The sequence below is a fragment of the Stenotrophomonas sp. GL_101 genome (assembly GCF_057835675.1).
The window spans coordinates 2,850,274-2,870,225 of the sequence record NZ_CM174432.1; the positions used below are offsets into that span (position 1 = coordinate 2,850,274).

Genomic DNA, 19,952 nt, shown 5'->3' on the forward strand with positions numbered 1-19,952 from the left:
TGACCGCAGTCTGCGGAGCACCAAGCCAAAGGGGCGCCTGTGAAACGGATCGAGGTACGCAACCTTCACGACCAAGTCACCCAGGAGATCGGGCAGCGCATCATCAGCGGCACGATCAAGCCGGGCGAGTACCTGCCCAAGGAAGAGCTGTTGGCGCAGACCTTGTCGGTAAGCCGCTCCGCGCTTCGCGAGGGGCTGAAGGTACTCGGCTCCAAGGGGCTGATCGAAACCAAGCAGAAAACCGGTTCGCGGGTGCGCGAACCGCGGTTCTGGAAGCAGCTGGACAGCGACATCCTGGCGTGGCGCTGTGCGCTGATGCCCACGCAGGACTTCGTGGACAAGCTGGTGGAAATGCGCGAAGTGATCGAACCTGCGGCGGCCGCCTCGGCCGCGCAGCGGCGTTCGCCCGCACAGCTGGCCAAGATCAAGGCAGCGTACCAGGCGATGGCCGATGCGCCCGACCAGGACGCGTGGGCCAAGGCGGATCTGTCCTTCCACGAGAGCGTGCTGGAAGCCACCAACAACGAGCTGCTGGGGTCGCTGTTCTCGGTGATCGATGCCGCGCTGGGCACGTTCTTCCTGCTCTCGGCGCAGACCGCAAAGGACTTCAAGTACTCGCTGCCAAGGCACTTCGACGTGTACGACGCAATCCGGCTGAAGCAGCCGGACGCGGCGCGCGCGGCCATGCTGGACATGATTGCCGATTCCCGGGCCAACCTGAAGGGAATCCGCGCCCCACGCAAACCCCCTCGCTGAAGGAAATCCCATGAGCACCGCCTGGATGCAACCCCTCCCATTGGTTGCCATCCTGCGCGGGCTCACCCCGCAGGAGGCACCCGCCATCGGTGCCGCATTGGCCGATGCCGGTTTCCATATCCTGGAAGTGCCGCTGAACTCTCCCCAGCCCCTGGAGAGCATCGAGCTTCTGGCCAGACAGCTGGGCGACCGCTGCCTGATCGGCGCGGGCACCGTGCTCACCACCGCCCAGGTGGATGAGGTGGCCAACGCGGGCGGCCGCATCATCGTGATGCCGCACGCCGATGTCGAGGTCATCGCCGCCGCGCACGCCAAGGGCATGCGCTGCACCCCCGGCGTGGCCACGCCTACCGAGGCGTTCGCCGCGCTGCGCGCCGGTGCCGATGCACTGAAGCTGTTCCCCGCCGAGCAGCTGCCGCCGCCAGTCCTGAAAGCCTGGTCCAGCGTGCTGCCCGCCGGCACCGCGCTGCTTCCCGTGGGCGGCATCACCCCCGAACGCATGGCGGCCTACCGCCACGCGGGCGCGGCCGGGTTCGGCATCGGTTCGGCCCTGTACGCCCCCAAGACCCCGCCAGCAGAAGTGGCGCGCCGCGCTCGCGCGTTCATCGACGCATGGAACAGCACCAACACGGACCCCCACGCATGAAAATCACCGCCATCACCACCTACCTGGTGCCCCCGCGCTGGCTGTTTGTCCGGATCGAAACCGATGCCGGCATCATCGGCTGGGGCGAGCCCATCGTGGAGGGCCGCGCGCATACCGTGGCCGCTGCGGTGGAAGAGCTTTCCGACTACCTGATCGGCAAGGATCCCCGGCACATTGAAGATCACTGGAACGTGCTGTATCGCGGCGGCTTCTACCGTGGCGGCCCGATCCTGATGAGCGCGCTGGCCGGTATCGACCAGGCCCTGTGGGACATCCACGGCAAGGCGCTCGGCGTGCCCGTGCATGCCCTGCTGGGCGGCCCGGTGCGTGACCGCATCCGCGTGTATTCGTGGATTGGCGGTGACCGCCCGGCCGATACCGCGCGTGCGGCCAGCGAAGCGGTGGCACGCGGTTTCACCGCGGTGAAGATGAATGGCACCGAAGAAATGCAGATCGTCGACACCCATGACAAGGTCACGCGGGTGCTGGAAAACGTACAGGCCGTGCGCGATGCGGTCGGCCCCGATATCGGCCTGGCCGTGGACTTCCACGGCCGCGTGCACAAGCCGATGGCGAAGGTGCTCATGCGTGAGCTGTCGCCGTTTGGTCTGATGTTCATCGAAGAACCGGTGTTGTCCGAACACCTGGAGGCGATTCCGGAACTGGCGGCCCTCTCCCCCGCCCCGATCGCACTGGGGGAGCGCCTGTACTCCAGGTACGATTTCAAGCGGGTGCTGCAGGCGGGCGGCGTGGACATCCTGCAGCCTGACCCCTCGCATTCGGGCGGCATTACCGAAACCCGCAAGATCGCAGCTATGGCAGAAGCGTATGACGTTGCCATCGCCCTGCACTGTCCCCTCGGACCGATTGCTCTGGCCGCCAATCTTCAGCTGGATGCGGTCTGCTACAACGCCTTTATCCAGGAGCAGAGCCTGGGCATCCACTACAACGCCAGCAACGACCTGCTCGATTACCTGGTTGACCGCTCGCCCTTCGACTACAACGAGGGGTTCGTCAAGATTCCCAATGGCCCCGGCCTGGGAATCGAGATCAATCAGGCTTACGTCGACGAGCGAGCCGCTGAAGGCCACCGCTGGCGCAACCCTATCTGGCGCCATGCCGATGGCAGCGTGGCCGAGTGGTGAGCGCGGTGAAGACCATGACCCATTACCCCAGTTTAAAGGGCCGCGCGGTATTGATCACCGGCGGCGCTACCGGCATTGGTGCCGCTTTCGTGGAGCATTTCGCCCGGCAGGGCGCAAAGGTGGCGTTCTTGGACATCGATGACAGCGGCGCCCAAGCACTGCTCGATGAGCTGCGTGACGTTGAGCCGGTACCGCATTACCTGCGCTGCGACATCACGGATATCGAGGCCTTCCGAGCCACGATCGCCGAGGCCCGTGGCTTGGTGGGGCCGTTTTCAGTGCTCATCAACAACGCGGCCAACGACGCACGCCATGCCTTGGCCGACACCGGCGTGGCCGATTTCGAGCGCAGCGTGGCGGTCAATCTGCGCCACCAGTACTTCGCGATCCAGGCCGTGGCGCCGGACATGCGGTCGCTGGGCGGTGGCTCGATCATCTGTCTGGGGTCGACCGGCTGGATGATCAAGAACAGTGGTTACCCGCTGTACGCCATGGCCAAATCCGCGGTACACGGGCTGGTGAACGGGCTGGCCCGCGAGCTGGGCCAGGACCGTATCCGCATCAACGCGCTGGTCCCTGGCTGGGTGATCACCGAGAAACAGCAGCGGCTGTGGCTGGATGCGGAGGGTGAAGCGCAGCTGCGGCGCTCGCAATGCCTGCCGGGTTACCTGCGTGCGGACGATCTTGCCCGTGCCGCACTGTTCCTGGCCGCCGACGACAGCCGCATGTGCACCGGCCAGGACTTCATCGTGGACGGAGGCTGGGTGTGACCGCCGCGATGAGCGTGGCGGCTCCCTCGGGAAACACCCTGGGCGAAGGCGTGCTGTGGTGCGACCGCGAGCAGGCGGTGTACTGGACCGATATCCAGCAGTCGAAGTTGTGGCGCTACCGTCCACAGGACGGGGCAATCACCCGCTGGCCGATGCCGGAGCGTCTGGCCGCGATGGCGCTGTGCGAAGCGGACGGTTGGCTGCTGCTCGCCCTTGCCTCCCGGCTGGCGTTCTTCCACCCCGAACGCAACGAATTCCGCGACCTGCAGGACCTGCATGGACTGGCGCCCGCTGATACACGCGCCAACGATGGCGCCTGTGATCGTCAGGGCCGATTCGTGTTCGGCATGCTGCATGAGCCCGCCGAAGGCCCAAAGCAAGCGGTAGCGCCGTTCCTCCGCCTCAATGCGGACCTTACTTTAGAAACCCTGCCGCTGCCGCCGGCCGCCATTTCCAACAGCATTACCTTCAGCCCCTCAGGCGACACGATGTACTTCTGTGATTCGCTGCAGAAGCAGATCCTGCGATGTGATTACGGCAAGACGCTCGGGCCGGCGCAGCTGTTCGTTGACCTGCAGGCCGAACCCGGCGAGCCCGACGGCAGCACCGTCGATGCCGAAGGCGGCCTCTGGAACGCCCGGTGGGGCGATGCACGCGTGGTGCGTTACCTGCCCGACGGTACCGAGGATCGCTCGATTGCCACGCCGGTCAGCCAACCGACCCGCCCGGCCTTCGGCGGGCCTGGACACCGCACGCTGTTCATCACCAGTGCGCACGAGGGGCTGGATGCCGCTGGGCGTGCAGCCGACCCCCTTGCCGGCCACCTGCTCTCCATAGAAAACGCCGGTATCGCCGGCCTTCCTGAAGCCCGGTTCGCCGGCGACCCCAACAGCTTGCCGCCCCGCGCACCGCGTGGGACTTCCGCGGAGATTCCATGAGCCTTTCCACCCTTGATATCAGCATCGTGCTGGCCTACCTGGCGGGCATTTTCATCCTTGCACAGTGGGTATCGCGCGAGAAAGCCGGCCAGCAGAAGTCTGCGCAGGACTACTTCCTGGCCAGCCGCAGCCTGCCGTGGTGGGCCATCGGCGCCTCGCTGATCGCAGCCAACATCTCGGCCGAACAAATCATCGGCATGTCCGGTTCGGGCTATGCGATCGGCCTGGCCATCGCGTCGTATGAGTGGATGGCCGCGATCACCCTACTGATCGTCGGCAAATGGTTCCTGCCGATTTTCCTGCGCAATGGCATAACCACCATGCCGCAGTTCCTGCAAGAGCGTTACGGCAACCGCATCCGCACCCTCATGGCGGTGTTCTGGCTGGGCCTGTATGTGTTCGTCAACCTCACATCGATCCTGTGGTTGGGTTCGATTGCCATTGCCGGTGTTGCTGGCCTCAACCAAGATGTTGCACTGGTGCTGCTCGGCGCGTTCGCGCTGGCTTACCAGCTGTACGGCGGCCTGAAGGCGGTGGCGCTGACCGATATCGTGCAGGTGTGCCTGCTGGTGCTGGGCGGCCTACTGGTGACCGTGATCACACTAAGCAAAATCGGCGATGGCAGCGTCAGCGACGGTTTCATGCAGCTCTGGCAGCAGCACCCGGAGCGGTTCGAGATGATCCTGAGCAAGGAAAACCCGTTCTACAAGGACCTGCCGGGCCTGTCGGTGTTGCTGGGCGGCATGTGGATCGCCAACCTCAGCTATTGGGGTTTCAACCAGTACATCATCCAGCGTGCGCTGGCCGCCAAGAGCCTGCGGGAGGCCCAGAAGGGCGTGGTGTTCGCCGCGTTCCTCAAGCTGCTGATTCCGGCCATCGTGGTTCTGCCCGGCATTGCCGCGGTGATGCTGGCGCCGGATCTGGAGCGACCCGACGCCGCCTACCCCACCATGCTGGCCCTGTTGCCCAGCGGCATCCTCGGGCTGGTCTTCGCGGCGCTGGTAGCGGCAATCGTCGCGTCGCTGGCCTCGAAGATCAATTCGGTGGCGACCATTTTCACCTTGGATTTCTACGCCAAGCGCGCGCCGGACGCCTCGCAGGCGAAGCTGGTGCGGGTGGGCCGGATCGCCGCCTCCATCGCCATCATCGTGGCGGTGCTGACCGCACGCCCATTGCTGGGCGGATTCGACCAGGGCTTCCAGTACATCCAGGAGTTCACCGGCTTCTTCACGCCGGGCATCGTGGTGATCTTCCTGCTGGGTCTGTTCTGGAAACGTGCCAATGAGGCCGGCGCACTGGCAGCCGCAGTGGGTTCGTTCTTGCTCTCGCTGGTGTTCAAGCTGCTGTGGCCGTCGTTGCCATTCCTGGACCGCATGGGCGTGGTGTTCCTGGCGACCCTGCTGCTTGGGGTAGGTGTTGCGCTGGCAACCCGCGCCAGTGGCGACCGTGATCGCATCCGCACCGATGACGTGGGCTATGCCACCTCCCCGTCGTTTAACGTCGCCTCGTTTGCCGTGTTGGCGATCCTGGTGGCCCTGTATGCAACTTACTGGTGATGGACATGCAACTGACGCTTCCCCTGCGCACCCTGACGCTGGCCGTGCTGACAGCCGTTGCACTACCTTCGCTGGCGACCGAGGTGACCTGGACCGATACGGTCACGGTCGATGCGGAGAACGCGGGCTGGGGCCGTCTGGCACGCCTGCCGGACGGACGCTGGCTGGCGGTCACGACGCGCTATCCCGGCAGCGAGACCACCACGCTGCAGCTCTCTGTCAGCGACGACAACGCCCGCACGTGGGCGCCACTGTCCCGGGTGGAAGAGCCCAAGCGAAAGCTTGACAACGGCGAGCTAATCGTCCTGCCCGAAGGTCGCGTTCTGTTGGCCATGCGCTCGCTCATCGATGGAGTGTCTTACCGCCTGAACGTGTATGCCAGCGACGATCAGGGGCGTAGTTGGAGCTTCCTCAACACCATTACGCGCAATGAAAGCCCCGCCGGTCGCAAGGACCGCGGGGTGTGGGAGCCAGTTTTCACACTTCTGGAAGACGGCACCTTGTCGGTGGTCTACGCTGACGAAACCCGTGCGGACGAGCGACCGTCCTACAATCAAGTGGTGTCGCAGCAACTGTCCAGTGATGGTGGGCACACCTGGAGTCCGGCGATGACGATTGCCAGCCAACCCGGTGGCGGTCTGCTCCGGCCTGGCATGCCTGTAATGGCGCGGCGCCCGGACGGCGGATACCTGATGGTGCTTGAGACATGCGGGGATGACCCGCAGTGCCCGGTGTCCTACAAGACATCTCCGGACGGACGCAGCTGGCCCGCAGGCCTTGGTACTCCGCTGGCGGACCAGCGCTGTGGCCCCCATGTCATGAGTACCCAAAGTGGGACCATGTTTGTCACCTCCTGCTCCAACGAAGTCAGCTCAAGCGAGGATGGCGGTGCCAATTGGAAGACAGTGAGGCCGCCCGCATGGCCGATCGGCTTCCGCCACTCATGGCCGGCAGTAGTCGAATTCGGCCCGCAGGAAATTGGCGTGGTCAATGTGGTGGGCGGGAGCGTGAAAGTCCGGTTTGGAACATACACGCCGCCAGATCGCCATTGAGACGATCTGCTTCACGTCGCCCTCCACTGCTCGACGCCATGTCCACCGTGGATCCGCTGGGCGGGAAGGTCGAAGATGAAGCACGGGTTGATGGGCGGTGGAGAACCGACCGCGTCCAGTCGCGCGCTTTGCTCGAGTGAGAGATTGATGGTCAATGACGCGATGTTCTCAAGCAACTGCTCCACCGCGTTCGCGCCCATCAGTATTTCCGATACTCCCGCGCGGCTGGCGGCCCGTGGCAGCGCGCCCTGCGCCATGGGTCGCCCTACTTCCTCAGCGACGGATCGAAGCATGCCAATGGCGCGCACGCAGCGATCTTGTCCCTCTCGTAGTTTCCGGTCAGCAACCCTGCCCCAAGCGGTCCTCAGGCGACAGTACCCATCCCCAACGCGTTGCCTGCGGGGCAACTTCCAGTTCCCGTTGCAGCTACCGCCGCAGGCGAACAACTGCTGCGCTCGCTGCAACCCGCGCTGGTGCAGATTTCCGACGGCGTCAGTGCTCTGGCAGAGTGGCGCGGGAGCCCGTCAGGGCGCATCAGGCTGACGCCCCTCTCCTATGCCGCGCGTATGATTAGCGAGCCTCGGCTGCCTGGCTTCCTGCGCGATAACTCCGATGTCCGGGTGGAGGTCGTCATCGATGACCGACCAGTCGACCCTGTGGCTACCGGTTTGATGCTGGTATCCGCTTGGGGAGCGCCCTTGGAAGACTGGTACCAACCGCTGCCGGGTTGCCATTTGTACTACCCCAACCGCCACAGCACTCCGGCGTTGCGCGCTCATCAACGCGCTCCGATACGAGGTGCCGTAGACCATCAAGGCCCCTCAGAACTATCTTGGTGCTGGCTGATCCAGCAGGCCGCCTCCCATACGTGCGACCAGCGTTCGCAGTGCTGAGCTGTCCAATGCTTGAACGGAATAGCACAGCCCTATACGCCTCATCATCTGTAAACCGTTGGTTGGCCGCATCACCACCCCTGCCACGCCACGGGTCAGAGACTGGGGCGCTACGCAGCAGCCCACCCCGGCGGCCACCAGGTTCAAGGCCAAGCGCATCGAAGCCGCATTGGCGGCGGGCGTGTTTGCCGCAGCGCCATAGTACGGAAGCAGGCGCTGGTGGGTGCCGTGCTCAGGACACACTACCCAAGGCAAGGCAGCGTTGACTGCGGATCCTGCCGGAACAGCCAAGACATAGGGATCAGTTGTCAACTCAAGAAAGACCTCGTCTTCGCAGCAGTCGTCTTCCGTGGATAACCGGGCTTCTCCATCGCACCCTTCCACCAGCTTCACGAACAGCAGCGGGACGATCTCCCGTGCCAATCCAATGAACGCTGCAATATCTTGTGCGGCGATGTCCTTATCGACGCCGATCTCCAGTTCCGAGGTGCGTGCCCCATTACGGAACTGTCGAGCCAGCGCATCGGTCTGAGAGAGGATGCGGCACGCTTGGGGGTAAAGAATTCGGGCATCTTCGGTTACCGAAACGCCGCGTGCTTTCCGTTCAAACAATTGCGTTCCCAGAAGGTCTTCAAGGCTCTTGATCGTGCCCGATAACGCTGGCTGGCTCACATGGAGGCGCCTCGCTGCGCCGGTGATGTTGCGCTCTTCGAACACCGCCACGAAAGCCCTGAAGTGGCGCGTATCCATAAGTAATCCTGATTTCAGCCAGAAGAATATTGTATTTTTCCCCGCCAATTCAAAGGCTTAATCTTCTTCGAATAGTGTTAAGTATACCCGCCATCACGCAAAGGAACGAGCATGTCAGCCACCAAACCTCTCATCGTCATCACAGGCGCCAGTTCCGGCATCGGCATGGCCGCTGCCCGCCTGTTTTCGGCTCACGGCCACCCTTTGCTACTGATCGCGAGGCGGCTCGAGAACATGCAGGCACTGGACTTGCCCAATTCACTGGCGCTGTCCGTAGACGTGACAAAGCGCAATGCATTGGCCGCCGCCGTGCAGGAGGCAGAACAGCTTTTTGGGCCTGTTGATGCGATTGTCAACAATGCCGGAGTCATGCTGCTCGGTGACATCACCCGCCAGCACCCGGACGAATGGGACCGCATGGTTGATGTGAACATCAAGGGTGTGCTGAACGGCGTGCATGCAGTTGCGGAAGCTATGGCGGCGCGCGGACGAGGCACCATCATCAACATCAGCTCCGTCGCAGGCCGCAAAACGTTCCCGAACCACGTCGCCTATGTGGGGACCAAGTTCGCTGTGCACGGTCTGTCAGAGAACTTGCGCGAGGAACTCTCCGCGCATGGGGTACGCGTGGTCACTGTCGCCCCGGGTGCCGTGGAGACGGAACTGCTCGGACACACGACAGATGAGAGCATCAAGACTGGCTATGAGGCATGGAAGGCAGACATGGGCGGCAAAGTGCTCTCAGCTGAAGATGTCGCCAATGCAATCCACTACGCGTATGCGCAGCCCGCGGGTGTCTGCATCCGCGAAATTGTCTTGGCCGCGACCCGCCAGCAGTCCTGAACAGCGCTGACTGACATCGGACAACCCCGAACGCCGGGGTTCTGGAACGCCCGATCAATGGGCGCTCCAGTAAGTTTCAAACCAGCAGGCCGCTGAAGCGACTTGCCATACATCCGCGACGGCGTGCGGCGCAGGACACTACGAGCGGCCAAGCTAGCGGATGCTTCGCAGACGCCAGAGAATCCTCAGCCGTCTGCCCGAGTCAAGCGCGTGAAGCACCGCCTATTCAAGCGTTCTGCACCAAGCTCTTCCGCAGAGATTGCGAAAGTGGCTGAAACTCATCGTAAAGGGCCATCACTTGGCTCTGCTTCGGGCACCCTCATGCAACGGGCGTTGATGAGATAAAGCCGGATGAAGGTACGAGCTCTGGCGACCCGTCGCGGCCAGCAGTCGCCGAAATGTGGAGCAAGCGAACCGCCGCGGCGTTCGCCGGTGCTCCGGATGCCTCACTGGCACAATCATTGAATCAGCATCACTCCGTGGAGCCAGCGCTACTCCAAGCAATTGATGGTGCGCGCCATCGGCGACTATTCCGGGGCACTCCTTCCACAGCGCGGGCGGAGTGCAGGTTTAGACAACACGAAAAAAGCAGTGTGGACGCAGCAGCACCAGTTGCCAGTTGCCTGCCGCCCGTCTTGTCCCGGGGCGGCACACTGCAACATCCCTGATAGAATTAACCGATCGGCCGGAGCGCTCAATCGCCCGAATCGCGCAAGCTGCCCAACTTCCGCGGACTCATCAATGAGACGAAAGCGAAGCAAATCCACGATCATCACGCGCGGGCCACGCAGTGTCATATTTAACGAAGCATCTAAATCTTCAGCAACTTATTCTAACACTGGCCAGCCTCTCGGCACTGGTGATGCTCTTCAATACGACTGCAGCCAGCTACCAGGTCCAGCGCAAGCAGCTAGTTGACAACGCCCTGGAATCAAACCGGGTTTATGCCAGCAAGTTAGCGCAAACAACCCAGTATTTCATTTCTGAATCGAAACAACAACTAGCATACAGTGCCGCGCACCTGGGGCAAAACGCAAACGACATCCGAATGCAGCGAATGGAGGTCGAACGCCTCAAAAGGCAATCAAACTCTTTCAGCTCGGTGGCCGTCATCGATTCAAGTGGCGTCGTACGCGCCACTGCCCCTCATATGCCAACCTTGCAGGGAACTAGATTGACCAGCGCATCCAATAAATTGGCACTGGAGCTTCAATCACCCCTGATCAGCAGCCCATTCGTCGCACCAACTGGAAATCTGATAGTAACGATTTCGCACCCGATCTTCGATAAGAACGGGAGTTATTCTGGATACCTCACCGCCTCAGTGCATCTGGAGGAGCAGAACGTTCTACATTCTCTCTTGGGTACGCATTTCTATCGAGACGGCTCATACCTTTGTGTCGTTGGGCGAGATGGGACGCTTCTCTACCACCCGGAGCGCGAACGCATCGGGGAGTCTGCCATCAGGAATGTGGCTGTCCAAGCAGTCATCCAAGGGCGGGCAGGCGCTCTTCAGGCGACCAATAGCCACGGCATTCAAATGCTTGCGGGCTTTGCCCCCGTCCCCGAGGTAGGCTGGGGCATCGTTGCCCAACGCCCTTTGGCATCCACACTCGCCCCCCTGGGGGGGCTTGTATCCAATGTCATGTGGAAGGCGGCGCCCCTCAGCATCCTCTCGCTGGTGCTTATCTGGTTCTTCTCACGCAGGATAGCGACTCCTTTATGGCAACTGGCACGGGCTGCCCAGCCTACAGACGTTGCCGACTCGATCTCCAGAACTCGCGCCATCAATGCTTGGTACTTCGAGGCAGCCCAGTTGAAAAGTGCCGTGCTCATCAGCTTCCAGGATCTGAATGACCGAATTGGAAAGCTTGATTTAGCAGCACTAACGGACCCGCTTACTAGAATATATAATCGAAGGGGGCTTGAGCGATCCTTGAGTGAGCTCGGCCTGTCGGGGATGGCCTTCGGCGTCATTACTATTGATGTGGATCACTTCAAAAGCATCAACGATAGATTTGGCCATGAAGTCGGCGACCTTGTAATTACTGAAGTGGCCAGGCGCATGAGGAGCAATGCTCGCCCGGAAGACATTCTATGCAGACATGGTGGCGAGGAGTTCATTATTCTTTTGCCGGGAACAGACTCAATAGACACTTTGAAAGTTGCAGACAGACTTCGGAATGCAATAGCGGATCACCAGTTTCCTGTCGCCGGCCGAGTGACCATCTCGGCAGGAGCAAGCCATTTCCCTGAAACAGAAATCGATGCTGACTTGGTGATTCGCCAAGCAGACAAGGCTCTTTATAGCGCCAAGAGGGCGGGAAGGAACCAGGTCATACTCTATCGAAAACATGGCCAATCCAAGGAGTAGCAAGAAGCCCACACTCATGGAACATGGCGTCCGACGGCAGGCAATGCGAGAGATCAGATGTCTATTCTGACGCCGTACAAAGTCGAGGCTGTTCCTTCTCTGCCTTGACCTGACAATCCAAATGCTGCTTGCCGCCGATCTGCGTCGGAGGTAAGCAGCGCTGCAGCTGAAAAGGCCTGTTGAAGGTACTGCGCTCACATCGTCAGCTTCCTGACTGAAGCCGAAGCCGATGATGATAGAAATTTATAAAGGCGCCCATCTGGTTGCTGGCCAGCTCGTCGCCTGTGTTGAGCGTCAAGCAGTGGGGCATGTCGTATGCGAAGTCTGAGCAGATGGTCGTCTGCTCGCGCACAGACTGCGGCGCGTTGCCATAAAACCTACCAGTTGGTAGAGTGGCTGCAGATCCACCTCGGTATTCCTTTGTGCACACAGAGCTTTCTCCCAAAGCCGCTGAGATCGTCGCCTATACCCGTACTCTTCTGGAAGCCGGCGGATATAACAGTTTCAGTTACGCTGACATTGCCATTCAGGTAAACATAAGCAAGGCCAGCATCCACCACCACTTTCCTAGCAAGGTCGACTTGGTGCGTGAAGTGGTGTCGCGTTACCGTGTCGAGGCCCGTGCAGGCCTATCGTTACTGGAGCGCGAGCTCGACGACCCGATGGGCGAACTCTCCGCCTATTCGGACTACTGGTCTTCCTGCATCGTTGGCGGGACGTCTTCGTTCTGCATCGGTGCAATGCTGGCAGCGGAGCTACCCACCCTGCCCCCAGATGTAGCGGTAGAGGTGCGCGGGCACTTCGATGACCTCAGCGGATGGCTAACCACTACGATGGAGCGCGGACTGGCCAGGGGCCAGCTACAGTTGCGCGGCTCGCCTCAGGTGGAGGCCAGGGTGTTCATGGCCGCAGTCCATGGCGCGATGCTCGCTGCCCGCGGCTTGGGCGACCCACAAGCGTTCGAATCCTTGGTTCGGGTGACCCTGGACCGGTTGGCACCTGGCAATTGACGATTGCACCACAGAGAACAAGCTTTCATGACCACCAAGGCATTGCAGCAACAATTAGCGTTCCTACGCGAAATCGACCAGCTTAAGGCTGTCGTGCGCCAATCCCCGCTACTGGATCGCAGTCGCCGGGAAAATTCCGCCGAGCATTCTTGGCACTTGGCCATGTATGCGCTCGTGCTGGGAGAGTACGCAGCCGGGACGGTCGATATGAGTCGCGTACTGACGATGCTCCTACTGCACGATATCGTGGAGATTGACGTAGGCGACCTGCCCATCCACGGCGGCAACTCCGCCGCGCTGCAGGCGCAGCAAGAGGCGGCCGCGGCCGAGCGGCTTTTTGGAATGCTGCCGCAACCACAGGGCGCTGCCATGCTGGTGCTGTGGCAGGAGTTCGAACAGGCCCATAGTACCGACGCGAAGTTCGCCAAGGCACTTGATCGTTTTCAGCCGCTGCTGGCAAACGTTTTCTCCGGCGGCGGCACTTGGACGGAGAACGGCGTATCGATGGAACAGGTGTTCTCGCGCTACGGACCTGTGATCCGTGAAGGCGCACCGGGACTATGGGCGGTATGCGAGCAGTGGGTCATTGCACATTTCCAAGGCCAGCCCATTCCCCGTTGATGTTCTGCCCATACTGGGGCGCACCGAGCGTACAACGGCTTGGTGGCAGGCCGTTCGGCCAAGAATGATTGCGCTGGTTCCGGCGCGATCGATATCGATCCACTCGACGGCACGGTATCACACCTCGGTGCTCATACATCACGCATGTGGGCGATGGGCGATGGGCACGGTAGCCAACGACGTTGGCTTTACGATCGCAGACAGACTGTCAAAGGGGACCCCGCTGCGTCAACGTCGGAGCACCAGAGTCTCGGGCAGACAGGGTATTTGAGTCAGGAAGGGAGGGGTTAGTTCGCAGCGTCACATGAACGGAATGCAACCGGACCATGAAACGGAGGAAGTAACTCATTGACGCCCTACCTACTAGTAGGCCAGTATCAGGTCGTCGGCGCCTGCCTCTCTGAGAGTTCACGTACCGGCTCCCTACCTACTGCGTGGTCGGGCAAACCTGCCACCACTGTTCCCTTCCCGGAGATCCGTCATGCCTGCCACCTCCCACCCCGCTCCTTCAGCAAATCTCTGGCTTCAACGCTACTACTTCTTGCGTGCGGGGGTTTCCATCACATGGATCGCCCTGGCCGTGCTTCTCGGCAGGCAGAATCCGGCCATCGGTGCTGCGCTGCTGGTGCTGTACCCGGCATGGGATGCCCTGGCGAACTATGTTGATGCGCGTCGTACCGGCGGTTTAGGCGCGAACAGCACGCAGATGTTTAACTTCATCATCAGCGTGGTGACCGCCGTTGCCATCGGCATCGCCCTCAGTGCCGGCATGGTCGCCACGATCAAGGTCTTCGGTGTCTGGGCGATCCTCTCCGGCTTGCTACAACTGGCTACGGCTGTGCGTCGTTGGAAGAGCGCAGGTGGCCAGTGGGTGATGATCCTCAGTGGCGCACAATCGGCGGCCGCCGGTGCCTTCTTCTTTAAGCAGGCAAGCAGTGGGATCCCCTTGGATGTCACCACCGTGGCACCGTACGCCGGTTTGGGGGCGTTCTATTTCCTGCTCTCGGCCATCTGGGTGGCCGTCAAGAATGCGCGAGCGCGTTCGGCCGTACAGGCGGGCTGATTCTGTGAGGGATCTACCCCGCCGCTATCGTGATCTACGCGCGCGCAGCATCGCTCTGGCCGTCCCGCTCAGTGTGGAAGACCAAGCGGCTCAATCCATGCCAGATGCCAGCCCGACCAAGTGGCATCTGGCGCACACCAGTTGGTTCTTCGAAACGTTCCTGCTGGCGCCGCACCTCCCGGGATACGCTGCATTTGATCCTATGTTCGGCTACCTGTTCAACTCTTACTACGAGGGCGCTGGTCCGCGGCCGCCGCGTGCCGAGCGCGGCCTGATGACGCGACCATCCGCGCGCGATGTAATGGCGTATCGCGCCCATGTCGATGCTGCAATGGACATGCTGCTTCGCGCGTTGCCGGCCGTTTGCACGGAACTGGTAGAGCTTGGACTGGCGCATGAGGAACAGCACCAGGAACTGATCCTCATGGACGTGCTGCACTTGTTTTCCCGCTCGCCGTTGTCGCCGGCGTATCGGTCAGAACCCCCTTCCCGCCCCCTGTCTGTCGGGCCCATGCAATGGGCGGACATCGCCGGGGGGCTGGTGGACATCGGCGCCAGCGGCAGCGACTTCGCATTCGATAACGAAATGCCACGACACACGGCCTTCCTGCAGCCCTACGCTCTCGCGGATCGGCTGGTCAGCAATGGGGAATGGTTGGCCTTCATCGCCGACGGCGGCTACCGGCGGGCCGTACTGTGGCTCGCCGACGGTTGGGCAACCGCCCAGGCGCAAGGCTGGCAGGCGCCGCTGTACTGGCGCGATGAAGGCGATCACTGGAGCACCCTCACGCTGCACGGTCGTACCCCGCTGGACCCAGGCGCCCCCGTACGCCACGTGAGCTACTACGAGGCCGATGCCTACGCCCGCTGGGTCGGCGCGCGTCTGCCCAGCGAAGCGGAATGGGAACACGCCGCGACAACGCTGCCTAGCCTGGACGGCCTGTACGACCAGACCTGGCAATGGACGCGCAGCTCCTACCATCCCTACCCCGGCTTCCAAACCCCGTCGGGGACCGTGGGCGAGTACAACGGCAAGTTCATGGTGGGACAAATGGTGCTCCGCGGCGGCTCGGCGATCACTCCGCCTGGCCACACAAGGGCCACCTACCGCAATTTCTTTGCGCCAGCCCAGCGCTGGATGTTCAGTGGCGTGCGCCTAGCGCGTGACGCCGAACCTTCTGCGACAGCGCTGTCAAACCCATTCCTCCACGACGTGATGAGAGGCCTGTCGGCGACCCACAAGTCCCTGCCGGCGAAGTACTTCTACGATGCAGAAGGCTCACGCCTGTTCGAGGCGATCTGCGCCACGCCCGAGTACTACCTTACCCGGACGGAACTGGCCCTGTTGCGGACTTCGGCGGCAGACATCGCCCGCCACATCGACACCGATACGGTGCTGGTGGAGTTCGGCAGCGGGGCCAGTGTAAAAACACGTGTGCTCCTCGAGGCCGCCCCTCAGGTTAGTGCCTACGTGCCAATCGACATCAGCGCATCCGCGCTAGCGCAGGCTGGTGCGGCAATCGAACGTGACTATCCCGACCTGAAGGTAGCCGCACTGGCCGCGGATTTCACCACGGCCACCGCCCTGCCTGCCATTGTTCATAGGCATGCGCGCTTGGGCTTCTTCCCTGGCTCTACCCTGGGCAATTTCACCGCTGGGGAATCGGTTGCCTTGCTTGCGCATCTGCGCAAGCTGCTCGGTCCCGGCACTCAGCTCCTGGTCGGCGCCGACCTGGTGAAGGACAGCGATACGCTGTTGGCGGCGTACGACGATGCCGCCGGAGTCACCGCGGCATTCAACCGCAACCTGCTGGCGCGCATCAACCGCGAACTGGGCGCCGACTTCGATCCGGACGCATTCCTGCACCGTGCGCGTTGGAATGCCAGCGAATCCCGCATGGAAATGTGGCTGGTAAGCAGTCGCGTGCAAACCGTACGGCTTGCCGGTCATGCCTTTCACTTCACCCTTGGCGAAGGCCTGCACACCGAACACTCCCACAAATTCACGCCGCAGCGTCTGGCGGCGATCGCAGAATGTGCAGGCTGGAAGATGAAGCACCAATGGCTGGACCATGACCAGCCCTTCGGGCTGTTCCTGTTGTCGGTAGCCTGACCGCTGTTCCAGCAACAACCCCAGCAGGAGTGCACGATGCCACACAAACCTACCCTCGCCGCCGACACAGCGGATGCCTTCGACGCCATCATCATCGGTGCTGGCCAGGCCGGCCCCTCTTTGGCTGCCCGCCTGCAGGACGCCGGTATGCGGGTGGCGATCATCGAACGCCACTTGGTGGGCGGCACCTGCGTGAACACCGGCTGCAAGCCCACCAAGACGCTTGTGGCCAGCGCGTACGCCGTGCATCTTGCCCGCCGCGGCAATGACTATGGCTTTTCCACTGGTCCAGTCCAAGTGGACATGGCAGCGGTCGCTGCGCGCGCGCACAAGGTTGTGCTCGACTCCCGCAAGGGCAACGAAGACTGGCTGGCTGGCATGGCCAACGTCGAGCTGATTCGCGGGCACGCCCATTTCGAGGCGCCGCGCGTGGTGGCTGTGGATGGCCGGCGTTTGACCGCCCCGCGCATCTTCATCAACGTCGGCGGGCGCGCGTCCGTACCGGACATACCTGGCCTGGACAGCATCCCCTACATGACCAACACCGGGATCGTTGCGCTCGACGTGCTGCCCCAGCACCTGATCGTGGTAGGCGGCAGCTATATCGGACTGGAGTTCGCACAGATGTACAGGCGCTTCGGCGCAGCGGTGACGGTGATCGAACGCGCAGACCGATTGATCGCGCGCGAGGACAAGGATGTTTCCGATGCCGTACGCGGTATTCTCGAAGACGAAGGTATCAACGTGCACACCGGTGCCAGTGAGATGCGCTTCCTGCCGCATGTCGACGGTGCCGCAGCGGGCTTCACTACTTCCGGAACGGAATCCATCATCAGCGGCAGCCATGTACTGATCGCCATCGGCCGACGGCCCAACACTGATGACCTTGGCCTGGAAGCTGCGGGTGTAACCTGCGATGCGCGCGGCTACATCACGGTGGACGCACAACTACAGACCAGCGTACCCGGCATCTGGGCGATGGGGGACTGTAACGGGCGCGGTGCCTTTACCCACACTGCCTACAATGATTTCGAGATCATCGCGGCCAATCTCCTTGACGGCGATGCGCGGCGACTGGACCAGCGCGTGCCCGGCTATGCACTGTTCATCGATCCTCCGCTGGCGCGTGTGGGCATGAGCGACACCGAGGCGGTGCGGTCCGGGCGCCGCCTGCTGGTGTCCAAGCGGGCGATGGCCCGCGTCGGCCGTGCAGTTGAGAAGGGCGAGACCAAGGGCTTCATGAAGGTGGTGGCCGACGCAGACAGTCTGCAGATACTAGGCGCGGCCATCCTCGGTACTGGTGCCGACGAAGCCATCCACGGCATATTGGACATGGTGAGCGCCGGTCGTCCCATTGAGGAGCTGCGGTGGGCAGTGCCGATTCACCCCACGGTCTCCGAGCTGATCCCGACCCTTCTGCTGGGACTTGAACCTCCCACTCCCTGAGCGGGGCCGCGTGGTGGTTGACGCAGGGTCGCGGCCCACTTAAAGTCTGCGCCGCTGCCCCGCAATGGGGCCGCCGCAGGCGTTATCGTCATCCAACGCGCCCATACCCGGGAGGGCCTCAGCAGAGGGAGCCCGGAGCACAGGCGCCACGGTTCTGTCCTGCCTTTCCCTTCCAGACAGAAGGGATGCATCAAGCCGTGGCCTTTCCCAAGCACACTCTGGAAAGGCACCATCATGATCCTCACCGGCAACACCATCCTCATCACTGGCGGCAGCCGTGGCATTGGCCGTGCATTGGCCGAAGCGCTGCATGACCGCGGAAACAGCGTCATCATCACCGGCCGCGACTCGACCCGGCTGGGAGCCATCAGCGCGCAGCGTCCGGGCATCACTGGCCTGACGCTGGATCTGGGCGATCACTCATCGCTGGCGAACCTGGCTGACACCGTCCACGCCCGTTTCCCCAATCTGAACGTGCTCATTGCCAATGCGGGGATCTCACGTGCCGAAGATCTGGTCAGCGGTGGCTGGGATGCGCACGATGCCGAGGCTATCGTCGACACCAACATCATGGGTGTGCTGCGCATCGTGTCCACGTTCCTGCCGCTGCTGACGAAGCAACGCAGTGCGACGCTGATGGCGACCAGCTCGGCCCTGGGCTTCCTGCCACTGGCCAGCTTCCCCACTTACTGCGCCAGCAAGGCGTTTCTGCATTCGTGGTTGGTGTCACTGCGTCACCAGCTTCGGCACCTGCCCGTGGAAGTACTCGAGCTGTGTCCGCCGTACGTCCAGACTGGACTAACTGGTCCTGGGCAGGCCAACGACCCGCGCGCCATGCCCGTCGAGGAATACGTGGAGCAAGTGTTGCACAAGCTAGAGCAAGGCGATCATCCGCGCGGGGAGGTTCTGCTCGAACGTGACCAAGGACGGCGCTGGGCTGAGCGGGATGGTACTTACGATGCGCTGTTCGCGCTGATGAACACCCCGTAAGCCCGTCCGAGGCGCTGCATATGAGGCTGCTGGACTACCTCCGGCGGCGAGTCAAGTGGCCGTTGGGTGCGACGCCTGTGCCCACCCGCGGCCGCTCCTGGCGAGGGGGTAGGCAGTCACTTCACCTTGAACCTATTAGTTGGTAGACTGAATTATGCATGCGGGGCTGGCCACGCCAATGTGGTTGCAAGATCCGAACGAGGGCCAGATATGACGAACATCCGTGGGATCTCCCCCGCCTTTTATCCTCCTGTAGCCGCTGGTTATTCCAAGCTGGGTCTCTCTGAAGAAAGCGGCGCCGGTGGCCTGATGGTGCCAAGCTACCGATCATCCGTCGGGCCTTTAGCCATCCATCAGAGATCTCCTGTGGCGTATCCAAATCTCCCACCAGCGCTTCCGCCAGGCCAAACGGATGTCGATGCGCTCCTTCAACAGATACATGCTTCCAGCAGGCTGCAGATCTTCTCATCATCCAGAAACGGCAGAACTGCCCCGGCCGCTTCTACAACAGATACTACTGAGGACGAGTCCGCATCCCAGACGGAGCGCGCAACGACACATACTCAGCCAAGTGCCCGATGCCGGGATAGGCACCCATCCGAGATATGCGGCGAGGACGAAGTAATCGAATGCTTCAGGACGGGGGAGCTTCTCGATCCGAACGAGGTTCCAGTCATGCCCATGAAGGAAGGGGGCATGCCCTCGGGAGCGGCACCTGGTCAGCCAGAGAGATTGATTGTCTGGCAACTCCCGCAAGCATTTCTACTATTCGTTCAGCCCTCACCGGGGCGGCGGCGAAAGCAACGACGATTAAAGGAAAACTCCCAGTCCGCCGGGGGAGTGTCGGATCCTGACGTCGACGTGGATTAGGGAGCCTGGCGGACTTCAGAGAGATTCCCCGGGCCTGCGTCTCACACAGCAAGCCATAGAACTCCTGTCAGTATCCCTTCCGCGCAGGGCCGATAGTCCGCGCCAAAATAAACACT

Annotated in this window: 17 protein-coding genes and 1 pseudogene; 16 read left to right on the top strand and 2 right to left on the bottom strand. The window is 62.0% G+C overall.

Annotation, left to right across the window (positions count from 1 at the left end; genetic code table 11):
* Positions 1 to 39 precede the first annotated feature (39 nt).
* The 7 genes from AC3IR9_RS12500 to AC3IR9_RS12530 are packed head-to-tail and all read left to right on the top strand — an operon-like array spanning position 40 to position 6,863.
* Positions 40 to 756, top strand: a complete 717-nt coding sequence (locus AC3IR9_RS12500; protein WP_448142779.1) for a FadR/GntR family transcriptional regulator — start codon at positions 40 to 42, stop codon at positions 754 to 756.
* Between the two features lie 10 nt (positions 757 to 766).
* The gene (locus AC3IR9_RS12505) at positions 767 to 1,402 is read left to right on the top strand and encodes a 2-dehydro-3-deoxy-6-phosphogalactonate aldolase (RefSeq protein WP_489291055.1); all 636 of its coding nucleotides are present in this window, start codon (positions 767 to 769) and stop codon (positions 1,400 to 1,402) included.
* The gene (gene dgoD / locus AC3IR9_RS12510; protein WP_423715264.1) at positions 1,399 to 2,547 is read left to right on the top strand and encodes a galactonate dehydratase; all 1,149 of its coding nucleotides are present in this window, start codon (positions 1,399 to 1,401) and stop codon (positions 2,545 to 2,547) included. The genes AC3IR9_RS12505 and dgoD overlap by 4 nt, the downstream gene beginning before the upstream one ends.
* Before the next feature lie 14 nt (positions 2,548 to 2,561).
* Entirely contained in the window at positions 2,562 to 3,317 is a 756-nt protein-coding gene (locus tag AC3IR9_RS12515; RefSeq protein WP_489291056.1) for an SDR family NAD(P)-dependent oxidoreductase, read from the top strand.
* The gene (locus tag AC3IR9_RS12520; RefSeq protein ID WP_489291057.1) at positions 3,314 to 4,255 is read left to right on the top strand and encodes an SMP-30/gluconolactonase/LRE family protein; all 942 of its coding nucleotides are present in this window, start codon (positions 3,314 to 3,316) and stop codon (positions 4,253 to 4,255) included. Before AC3IR9_RS12515 ends, AC3IR9_RS12520 begins: the two co-directional genes overlap by 4 nt.
* On the top strand, positions 4,252 to 5,811 hold the full coding sequence (locus AC3IR9_RS12525) for a sodium/sugar symporter (RefSeq protein ID WP_489291058.1): 1,560 nt from the start codon (positions 4,252 to 4,254) through the stop codon (positions 5,809 to 5,811). Before AC3IR9_RS12520 ends, AC3IR9_RS12525 begins: the two co-directional genes overlap by 4 nt.
* Before the next feature lie 5 nt (positions 5,812 to 5,816).
* Positions 5,817 to 6,863 carry a sialidase family protein gene (locus tag AC3IR9_RS12530; RefSeq protein ID WP_489291059.1) on the top strand — a complete coding sequence of 349 codons (1,047 nt, stop codon included), beginning with the start codon at positions 5,817 to 5,819 and terminating at the stop codon, positions 6,861 to 6,863.
* Positions 6,864 to 6,874: 11 nt separating this feature from the next.
* On the opposite strand, the gene AC3IR9_RS12535 is transcribed toward AC3IR9_RS12530, so the two are convergent.
* On the bottom strand, positions 6,875 to 7,120 hold the full coding sequence (locus tag AC3IR9_RS12535) for a hypothetical protein (RefSeq protein ID WP_489291060.1): 246 nt from the start codon (positions 7,118 to 7,120) through the stop codon (positions 6,875 to 6,877).
* A gap of 570 nt (positions 7,121 to 7,690) precedes the next feature.
* A complete protein-coding gene (locus tag AC3IR9_RS12540; protein ID WP_489291061.1) occupies positions 7,691 to 8,506 on the bottom strand; it encodes a LysR family transcriptional regulator in 816 nt (271 codons plus the stop codon).
* Positions 8,507 to 8,617: 111 nt separating this feature from the next.
* On the opposite strand from AC3IR9_RS12540, the gene AC3IR9_RS12545 reads away from it, so the two are divergent.
* From AC3IR9_RS12545 to AC3IR9_RS12585, 9 genes and pseudogenes are all read left to right on the top strand, one after another.
* Positions 8,618 to 9,349 carry an SDR family oxidoreductase gene (locus tag AC3IR9_RS12545; RefSeq protein ID WP_489291062.1) on the top strand — a complete coding sequence of 244 codons (732 nt, stop codon included), beginning with the start codon at positions 8,618 to 8,620 and terminating at the stop codon, positions 9,347 to 9,349.
* Between the two features lie 862 nt (positions 9,350 to 10,211).
* On the top strand, positions 10,212 to 11,723 hold the full coding sequence (locus AC3IR9_RS12550; RefSeq protein WP_489291063.1) for a sensor domain-containing diguanylate cyclase: 1,512 nt from the start codon (positions 10,212 to 10,214) through the stop codon (positions 11,721 to 11,723).
* Between the two features lie 422 nt (positions 11,724 to 12,145).
* Positions 12,146 to 12,733 carry a TetR/AcrR family transcriptional regulator gene (locus AC3IR9_RS12555; protein WP_489291064.1) on the top strand — a complete coding sequence of 196 codons (588 nt, stop codon included), beginning with the start codon at positions 12,146 to 12,148 and terminating at the stop codon, positions 12,731 to 12,733.
* A 27-nt stretch (positions 12,734 to 12,760) separates the two neighbouring features.
* Positions 12,761 to 13,354 carry an HD domain-containing protein gene (locus AC3IR9_RS12560; RefSeq protein WP_489291065.1) on the top strand — a complete coding sequence of 198 codons (594 nt, stop codon included), beginning with the start codon at positions 12,761 to 12,763 and terminating at the stop codon, positions 13,352 to 13,354.
* A gap of 481 nt (positions 13,355 to 13,835) precedes the next feature.
* Complete coding sequence (locus AC3IR9_RS12565; RefSeq protein ID WP_489291066.1) at positions 13,836 to 14,417, top strand: DUF308 domain-containing protein; 582 nt, start codon at positions 13,836 to 13,838, stop codon at positions 14,415 to 14,417.
* Positions 14,383 to 15,585 (top strand): annotated as a pseudogene (gene egtB, locus AC3IR9_RS12570) (ergothioneine biosynthesis protein EgtB); the annotation flags it as partial. The gene AC3IR9_RS12565 and the pseudogene egtB, both read left to right, overlap by 35 nt.
* Positions 15,586 to 15,633: 48 nt before the next feature.
* Positions 15,634 to 16,530 (top strand): L-histidine N(alpha)-methyltransferase, encoded by an 897-nt coding sequence (gene egtD, locus AC3IR9_RS12575; protein WP_489295823.1) that lies wholly within the window; start codon positions 15,634 to 15,636, stop codon positions 16,528 to 16,530.
* 36 nt (positions 16,531 to 16,566) lie between these two features.
* Positions 16,567 to 17,976: an FAD-containing oxidoreductase gene (locus tag AC3IR9_RS12580; protein WP_489291067.1), complete on the top strand. Its 1,410-nt coding sequence runs from the start codon at positions 16,567 to 16,569 to the stop codon at positions 17,974 to 17,976.
* Positions 17,977 to 18,210: 234 nt separating this feature from the next.
* Positions 18,211 to 18,966, top strand: coding sequence for an SDR family oxidoreductase (locus AC3IR9_RS12585; protein WP_489291068.1), 756 nt, complete (start codon positions 18,211 to 18,213; stop codon positions 18,964 to 18,966).
* The last annotated feature ends 986 nt before the right edge of the window (positions 18,967 to 19,952 follow it).